Source organism: Methylomagnum sp. (genome assembly GCF_054333355.1).
Genome location: NZ_JBTEKS010000209.1, coordinates 1 through 7850 on the forward strand (window position 1 = coordinate 1; position 7850 = coordinate 7850).

Sequence of the window (7850 nt, forward strand, 5' to 3'; positions counted from 1 at the left end):
CCGGCGAAGCACCGGCGGCGAGGCTTCCGGTTCATTGCACCGTGGTCGTGGCGCTCGCCGTGTTGTTGGCGGGAATCGGATCGGTGGTGGCGCTGGTCACGGTCGCCGAGCCTTTCAGGATGCCCGCGGCTTGCGTGACGACCATGAACTCGACTTCTTTCGATCCCTTCGCCTTGACCGTTCCCAGGTTGCAGGTCAGGGTTCCGGTGCCGGTGCATGTGGCCCCGGAAATCTCGGGGAGGCTCACCCCGGCGGGCAGCTTCATCGTCAACACCACCCCGCTCGCGGCCACGGCGCTCTTGTTGCGCACCTTCACGATATAGACCAGCTCCCCGCCAGCCACCACCGGATCGGGCTCGTCGACCACGGACACGGCAAGGTCCGCGCTGCCGGTACCGCAGGTGGGCGTGGATACCGTGGTCGTCGCCGTGGCGCTGTTGTCCGCCGGATTCAGCTCAGTGGTCGAACTGCTGGCGCTGGCGGTATTGCTGAGCGTCCCGCCTGCGGTCGGCTGGACCGCGATCTGGATGGTGGCCGTGGCGCCGGACGCAAGGTCGCCCAGGTCGCAACTGACGCTGGCACCGCCCGCGCAACCGCCCTGGCTGGCGGTGGACGAGGAGAACGCCACATTGGCGGGCAAGACGTCGCTCACATTGACGGCGGCGGCGGTGTCGGCGCCGTTGTTGACCACCGTGATGGTGTAGGTCAGCGTGGCGCCCACCGCGACGGGATCGGGCGCGTCGGTCAAGGTCACGCTCAAATCGGCCCCTTGGGGCGGCGGCGGCGGGGTCGCGCCGGGGCAAGGCGCGGAGGGCTGCGCGGTGGAGGCGCCGCCATCCGGTATCAGCACGAACGCTTCGGTCTTGCCGTTGTGGATGCCCGCGCCCGCGATCCAACCCGAATCGTTGATGCCGCTGGCATAGGCAATGGAGTCGGCCGCCGCTTTGTTCGTGACCAGCGCGTTGAGGTCGTACCGGGCACCCTGGTAATACATGAAGGCGCTGGCATCGCCGCCCACCACGGTGCCGGCGGCGTTGATGTCCTCCGCCATGCCGCAGCCCAAATCGGTCACGGTGCCATTGTTGTACAGGAAAGCATGGTAGTCGTCGGGAAGCTGCATATAGCCCACGACTTGCCCCGATGCGTTCACGCTGTGGGCGAAGTTCCAACCAGTGGCGGTCCCGAAGCCGGGCAGGACGCGGCCCGAATATTGCCCGTTCTGGCCCTTCTCCCAAAGAGTAGGCCGGTAGCCGTAGGTGATGGTGCCCGGCGGATTGATGCCGTCCGGCGGCATTTGGTACGACGAGCCACCCACAATCAGGCCGGCGTCATTGATATCGTAGGCGTACATCGCGGCGGACCCGCCGATTACCGGCAAGGTCAGCAGGGTGCCGTCGGCCTTGTACAGGTAGCCCACCTCGAGCCCGGAGGTTCCCGTCGCCCAGTCACCCCCCATATGCCCCACGAGATCGCCCAGCCCGTTGATCCCGGACGCGCCATTGTTCCTCCCGACCGGGACCCCGAGGGGCGCGGTCATGCCGGACGCCGCCGAATAGAGAAAGGCATGTTCGTAGCCACCGGGTCCATTGGCGTCCCCGACCACCGAGCCGGTAGCGCCGATGGCCCACGGGATTACGTTGTCGTTCCAGGTATTGCCATTGGCATCCGAGCTATAGCAAGGCTGGGCGGCGCATTCGGGAAACTGCCCCAGGCTGGTCATTCCCGACTGCTGCGTCCACAGGAAGCCGCGGGTTTTGCCGTTATAACCGTTGCTGGGGGGAGGAAGCTCGGAGCTGCCGACCACTTGGCCGGAAGCGTTGATATCTCGGGCATAGCTCATGGTGTCGCCGGCATCCAAGAAGCCCAGCCAAGTAACGGAATAGGTCGGCGCGGCGGCCGATGCTTGGCCCATTTGACAGCAGGCCACCACGGCCAAGGCCAGTGCGGAAAAACGCGATGGAAATTTGCTCACAGGAATGCCCTCGGTTGAAAAAACGAATGACCGCGACGCTGTCCCCGGCATCGGGGCAAGCCTCAAGGTGGGGCATTCTGTGACGTGAAGCTGAAATAAACCTTAAAAACCGGGGGGAAAAGTGTGACGATGGCCGAAGTGGGTAATATTTGCCACTTGAGGGAGATATAAGAAGCCGAAGGGCTTGTTTGAAGCGACGATCCGGAGACTAATGTTTCCGCCCGCCGAAGAAATGGAATCGTCCCGGCTTTGAAGACTCGCCTTTCTGGTCCAGTCCGGTGCCGGTCGGCAGGACGACGTTCACTTCAAGCCCTCCCAACTCCGGCGAGTGCTGGATTTCAAGGGTTCCTTCATAGAATTCGGCGATGTCGCGGGCGATGGCCAGCCCCAAGCCGTGTCCGGGCACCGATTCGTCCAAGCGCACTCCCCGCCGGGCAAGTTGTTCGATATGCCCATGCGGGCAGCCGGGGCCATCGTCCGCGACGGACAGCGTAATTCCATCATCGCACTGGAAACGGATGGCCACTCTGGACGCCGCCCATTTGCAGGCGTTGTCCGCCAGGATGCCGATGAGTTCGAGCAAGTCCTCGCGGTCGTACGGGATCCATGCGTCCGGAGCGGAAACGTCGATCCTCAATCCCTTATCCGGGTAAACGTTTTCCAGGACGCGCACCAAGACGGCCAGTTCCACGCTCGGATTGAACAGGCTGCCCACGCTCCCGGCCCCGGACAAGCGTGCTCGCTTCAATTCCCGCTCGATCCGGCGATGGATGGCTTCGGTTTGTTCCTTGAGTTGCCGGGCGAGTTCGGGGTTCTCCCGCAAACTGGCGTCGTCGGCGATGCGGAACAGCATGGCGAGGGGCGTCTTGAGGGCGTGGGCCAGATTGCCCACCGCCGTCCGGGATTGCCGCAGGCGGTGATCCATCAGGGTCAGCACCCGATTCAGTTCATCCACCAGCGGGCGGATTTCGGTGGGCGCGGCGAAGTCGATCCGGCTCAGCTCCCCCCTGGACAAGCCGAGGAGCTGGCGGCGAATCGCCGCCAAGGGCCGCAGTGCGCGGGCCACGTCCAGGCTTTGCAGCAAAATGGAGATCACCAGCACGCTGGCGATAAGGATCAGGTAGCCGATGCTGAGTTGGTGGATTTCATGCTCGATAACCGTCAGTTCCTCGGCGGCGGCGAGGGTGACGCTCTCGCCGCCGATGGCGATGCCCCGCGTCAGCACCAGCAGCGGTTGGCCTTGCGGCCCCGCGCAGTGGTAGCTGAAGCGCTGTCCGGGAACCAGCGGCTGGGAGGCAATTTGATGATCGCCCAGGGATTTGGAGCGGAATACCTGTCCATCCGCGTGGATGACGAAATAATGGCCGGAAAAGGCTTCCTCATAGATCAGCCCCAGCCGGTAAGGATCGAAGCGAACATTTCCCGCCGGGTCCACCCGCAGGGACGCCAGCAGGGAATCGCCATCGTGCTCCAGGCGGGTGAGCATTTCGTTTTCGACCACCCGATGTATGGCGTAGCTGCCCAAAGCCCACAGGGAGCCGAACACTACGATCAGGATGGTGACCAGTCCAGTGTTGAGCCGGTTTCGCAACGACCTCATGCAGGCTGGCAGAACACGTAACCCTGGCCCCGCCGGGTGGTAATCAAGTCCTTGCCGAGCTTGCGCCGCAACCGATTGATGTACACTTCCAGAACGTTGCTGTCGGGATCGCTGTCGCTTTGGTAGACCCGCTCCATCAAACACGCCTTGGACAGCACTTTGCCGGGATTCAGCATGAAATAACGCAACAGCCGGAATTCGATGGCCGTGAGCGGCTCGGACCTCGCGCCATCGATCAGCACGGTCTGCCGCTCTTCGTCCAACTCCAGTCCGGAGAGCGCCAACCTTGATTTGACCTGCCCGTGCCGGCGTTTCAATAATGCTTGCAGGCGGGCCAGCAACACTTCGACATGGAAGGGTTTGCCGAGATAATCGTCGGCGCCGGCCTTAAGGCCATCGACCTTTTCGTACCAGGCATCACGGGCGGTGAGGATGATGACGGGAAGGGAATTGCCCGCCTCCCGCCAACGGCGGAGGACATCCAGCCCCGGCAGTCCGGGCAGGCCCAGATCCAGCACGGCGGCATCGTAGCTCTCGGTGGCTCCCAGGAATTCGCCGGTCACTCCGTCGGCGGCGGCATCCACCGCGTATCCCGCCCCGATCAAGTCGGAACACAGCGATTCCCTTAACGATGTGTCGTCTTCGATAAGCAATAGTCGCACTGGCAATCTCCCGGATCGGCTCCGCCTCAATCGAATTCCTTGATGGAACGAATTTTTGCGTTTGGTCGGTGTGGATGCCTGGATGAAATGCAGCGGACTCCGGTATGAATCGCGCCGCCATCATTTCGAGGTATGCGTATAAACCCCATCCCACTCGATGGGCGGCGGATTGGCCCGGAAGGTGGCGATGCGGTCGAGATAAATCCGGTAAATCAGCCGGTCGGGGTCGGCCTCGGACAACTCCCCGAACAGCCGGGCGGCCTCGTTCCACACCTGCGACCGATACAAGCCCAGCGCCCGCTCATGGCGCCGCACCGCGCCCAGCGTCTCCGGCGTCACCTCGTCCCCCCAGCCCAGCGGCTCGAAAATCGCCACCGGCTCATGCTTGCCCTTCACCCGCACCAGGTCGATTTCCCGGCAGATCAACCCCGGACACGCCGCCCGGGTGGTCTCGCTGATGAGGATGCCCACCCCGTACTGCTTGGTCAGGCTTTCCAGCCGCGAGCCGAGATTCACCGCGTCGCCCAGCACCGTGTAGGCCATGCGGAACTCCGAGCCCATGTTGCCCACGCTCATGGGGCCGGTGTTGAGACCCACCCCGACCCGGACTTCCGGCCAGCCCTTGGCCTTGAACACGGGGTCAAGCTCATGCACCCGCCGGATCATGTCCAGCCCCGCCCGCACGCCATGGGCGGCGTGTTGCTCATCGCGCAGGGGCGCCCCCCAGAAGGCCATGATGGCGTCGCCCATGTACTTGTCGATGGTGCCCTTGTGGTGATGGATCACGCCGGTCAGCGGGGTGAGGAACTCGTTCATCAGCTTCGACAGGTCGGCGGACGACAGCCCCTCGGAAATGGTGGTGAAGCCCCGCACGTCGGAGAACAGCACGGTCATGTCGCGGGTCTCGCCGCCGATGCCGAAATCGTCTTCCCGGAGGCTCATTTCCGCCACCAGCTCCTCCGGCACGTATTGTCCGAATAGGCGGGCCAGCTTGCGCTTCTTCTGCCCCTCCAGGAAGAAGCCGAAGAACATCTGGTTGGAGTACAACAGGAACAGCAGCAGCAAAGGCAACACCGCGTCCACCGCGATGCCCCCTTCGCGCCACAGCCAGAAATTCCCGGCCAGCAACGCGCCCATCAAAGCGAAGGCCAGCAGCAGCGCCCAGAAGGCGGGCAGGCGCGGCGCGAGGACAATGACCGCCAGCCCGACGCCCAGCAGTTGCAGCAACTCCAGGCCCACCACCCACGGAGGCCGCTCCTTGAACGAGTTATCGAGCATCCCGGCCAGCACGGTGGCGTGCATTTCCACTCCGGGATAGCCCGACTCAAGCGGCATGGTCCGGGTGTCCACCAAGCCTTGGGCGGTGGTGCCCACCAGGACGATGCGGCCGCGCAAGGCGTCGGGGGCGACCTCGCGGCGCATGATCTGGGCGATGGACAGATAGGAAAAGCTACCCTTCCTGCCCAGGTAGGGAATCAGCACCTCGGATTGCTCGCCCGTGGGGATACGATGCTCGCCAACCCGTAAGGCTTCCAACTTCGCCGCGTCGCCATAATCGTCGCTGATCTCCATTTCCACCGGCGGATGATTTTCCAGCACCCGCAGCATCGCCAGGGAAAGCGACTCGTAAACCCCATCGCCATGGCGGGTCAGCAGGGGCAGATGGCGGAACACGCCGTCGGCGTCGAGCATGTGATTAAGAAAGAAGCCACCGCTTGCCGCCGCCGCCTGTAACTCCGGCAAGTTGCCGGCGAAGTGCTGCCAAACCTTGAGCTTATGCAGCACGGAGGGCACGTCATCGCCCGTCAACAGCGGCTTGGGCAGCGCCCCCGCATCGGCGGTGGCGGCGGCGTCCTCCAAAGGGACAAACCCCAACACCACGGGCCGGTCCTTCAGAGCGCGGGCGAATAGCTCGTCGTATTGCAGGGACGAGCGCAAGGCTTCCTTGGTTTCGAGAAAGACGGGATCGCCCTGCAATTGCTCCCCGGCCAGCCGCTCCAGCAAGCCCCAGCCCGAGCGGTTGTCCCGCTCGGCGAACACCACGTCGAAGCCCAGCAAGCGGATTTGATAATGCTCGAACAGCACATTCACCAACTCCGCCAGCCGGTCCCGCGTCCATGGCCAGTGGCCCAGTTCCGCGAGGCTCCGCTCGTCGATGTCGGCGATGACGATGCGGTCGTCGTGGCGGTTCGGGATCGTCAGGCTCAGCCGCAGGTCGTAGTAGCCGCGCTTGAGGTGATTGACCAGGGGAATCTCCACGTCCCCGAGGGTATGAAGCACGAACAGGCTCAGCGCCGCCAAGCCAGCCAGATAGGGAAGCAAGCGGCGGAGTAAGTGGACCATGGCGGTGCTGGAACCGGGGTGGGGAGGCGGCGGGTCAGAACCCGAACGGCAAATACACCGCTAGATGGGCGCGGGCATCGCCGGTTTTGTGGATGTTCGCGCCCTCAAGGACGTAGGCGCCGTTGAAGCGCAGTTGGAAGGAATTCCTGAAGCCGAATTGAAAGCCCGCCCCCACGCTGGCGAGGTCAATCGTCTGGGCAAGTTCGCCCGGCAAGGGATTGCTGCGGCCATGGCCGTAATCGAAGAAGGCCAGCCCCCGGAGGTTGTCGCCCACGCCGACCGCCGGGGCGTAATTGGGCGTGTAGATTTCCGTGTTCAGCACCACGCCCGTATCGCGGGTGACTTCCCTTTCGTAGAAGCCCCGCACCGCGCTGGAGCCGACCAGGCCGAACTGCTGCACATAGGCCAACGAATCCGAGGTGAACTGACCATTGGCGGCCAGCCGGATTTGCCAGTCGTCGAACAGGGAGCGGGTCCAGGACAGTGAGGCCCGCAACAAGTAGTAATCGGCGGGCGCCCCGCTGGCGCCGATGTTGGCCGGACGGGCGGCGCGGTAGTCCCGCGCCGAGCCGTTGGGGCCGCCGGGAATGTTGTGCAGGAACGAGAACGAGAAATCCACGAACTGCGCCGCCTGAATCCACTGGCTGTTATAGGTCAGCGAGGCGGGAATCAGGGTGAGGTCGGCGGACGAGGGTCCGCAGCCTTGCGAGCCGAGGGTTCCGAGGCTGCATTGGTTGTTGATTTCCCAATAATCGACGCCGAACACCAAGCGGTGGGTGTATTCGCCCCAGCGCGGCAGCAGCAGGTTGTAGCGGGCGCCGTAAATCTCGCCGCTGCCCGCGAATTGCAGGGGACCGGCCACCGTGGCCGTGGTGGCGGCCCGCACGTCGGACTTGGAGACGATCAAGTCGATGGAGTCGCCCAGCGAGTACAGGGGAATCCGGTAGCTGGCGCTATAAAGATTGGTGTCGGTGGGCCGCTCCACCGGCGTGATGTAGTTGAGCGTGGCGACGTGGTCCAGCCCGAACAGGTTGGCGTGCTGGAAGCCTATGCCCATGCGGTATTCGCCGGTCTCGGCGGTGCCGGTGTTGTCGAGGGTGAAGAACACCTTGCGGGCCGGGGTGGCGTTCACCTGGACGGCGGATTGCAGCTTGGCCGGGTCGTCCTCGGTCTTTAGCACCGCCTCGATGCGCTTGGCCGGGTTCTCATTGGCGAGTTGGATATTGCTCGACACCTCGGGCGTATGCACCGGCTCGCCTTCCCGCAGCGCCGG

At 64.0% G+C, this 7850-nt stretch carries 5 protein-coding genes; all 5 read right to left on the reverse strand.

Features of this window, described 5'->3' with window-relative positions; translation table 11 throughout:
* Positions 1-31: 31 nt before the first annotated feature.
* A complete protein-coding gene (locus ACXWUF_RS14800) occupies positions 32-1912 on the reverse strand; it encodes a hypothetical protein (RefSeq protein ID WP_458503299.1) in 1881 nt (626 codons plus the stop codon).
* Between the two features lie 268 nt (positions 1913-2180).
* A complete protein-coding gene (locus tag ACXWUF_RS14805) occupies positions 2181-3572 on the reverse strand; it encodes an ATP-binding protein (RefSeq protein ID WP_458495421.1) in 1392 nt (463 codons plus the stop codon).
* Positions 3569-4234: a response regulator transcription factor gene (locus tag ACXWUF_RS14810; protein WP_458495422.1), complete on the reverse strand. Its 666-nt coding sequence runs from the start codon at positions 4232-4234 to the stop codon at positions 3569-3571. Before ACXWUF_RS14810 ends, ACXWUF_RS14805 begins: the two co-directional genes overlap by 4 nt.
* A gap of 120 nt (positions 4235-4354) precedes the next feature.
* Positions 4355-6577: a CHASE2 domain-containing protein gene (locus tag ACXWUF_RS14815; RefSeq protein WP_458495423.1), complete on the reverse strand. Its 2223-nt coding sequence runs from the start codon at positions 6575-6577 to the stop codon at positions 4355-4357.
* A 34-nt stretch (positions 6578-6611) separates the two neighbouring features.
* Positions 6612-7850: ShlB/FhaC/HecB family hemolysin secretion/activation protein (locus ACXWUF_RS14820; RefSeq protein WP_458495424.1), on the reverse strand; the 1239-nt coding region annotated here is incomplete at its 5' end.

Excerpts from the sequence above, each read along its gene's own strand:
- ACXWUF_RS14800 (WP_458503299.1), bottom strand. The coding sequence starts at position 1,912 with ATGGGCCAAGCATCGGCCGCCGCGCCGACCTATTCCGTTACTTGGCTG.
- ACXWUF_RS14805 (WP_458495421.1), bottom strand. The coding sequence starts at position 3,572 with ATGAGGTCGTTGCGAAACCGGCTCAACACTGGACTGGTCACCATCCTG.
- ACXWUF_RS14815 (WP_458495423.1), bottom strand. The coding sequence starts at position 6,577 with ATGGTCCACTTACTCCGCCGCTTGCTTCCCTATCTGGCTGGCTTGGCG.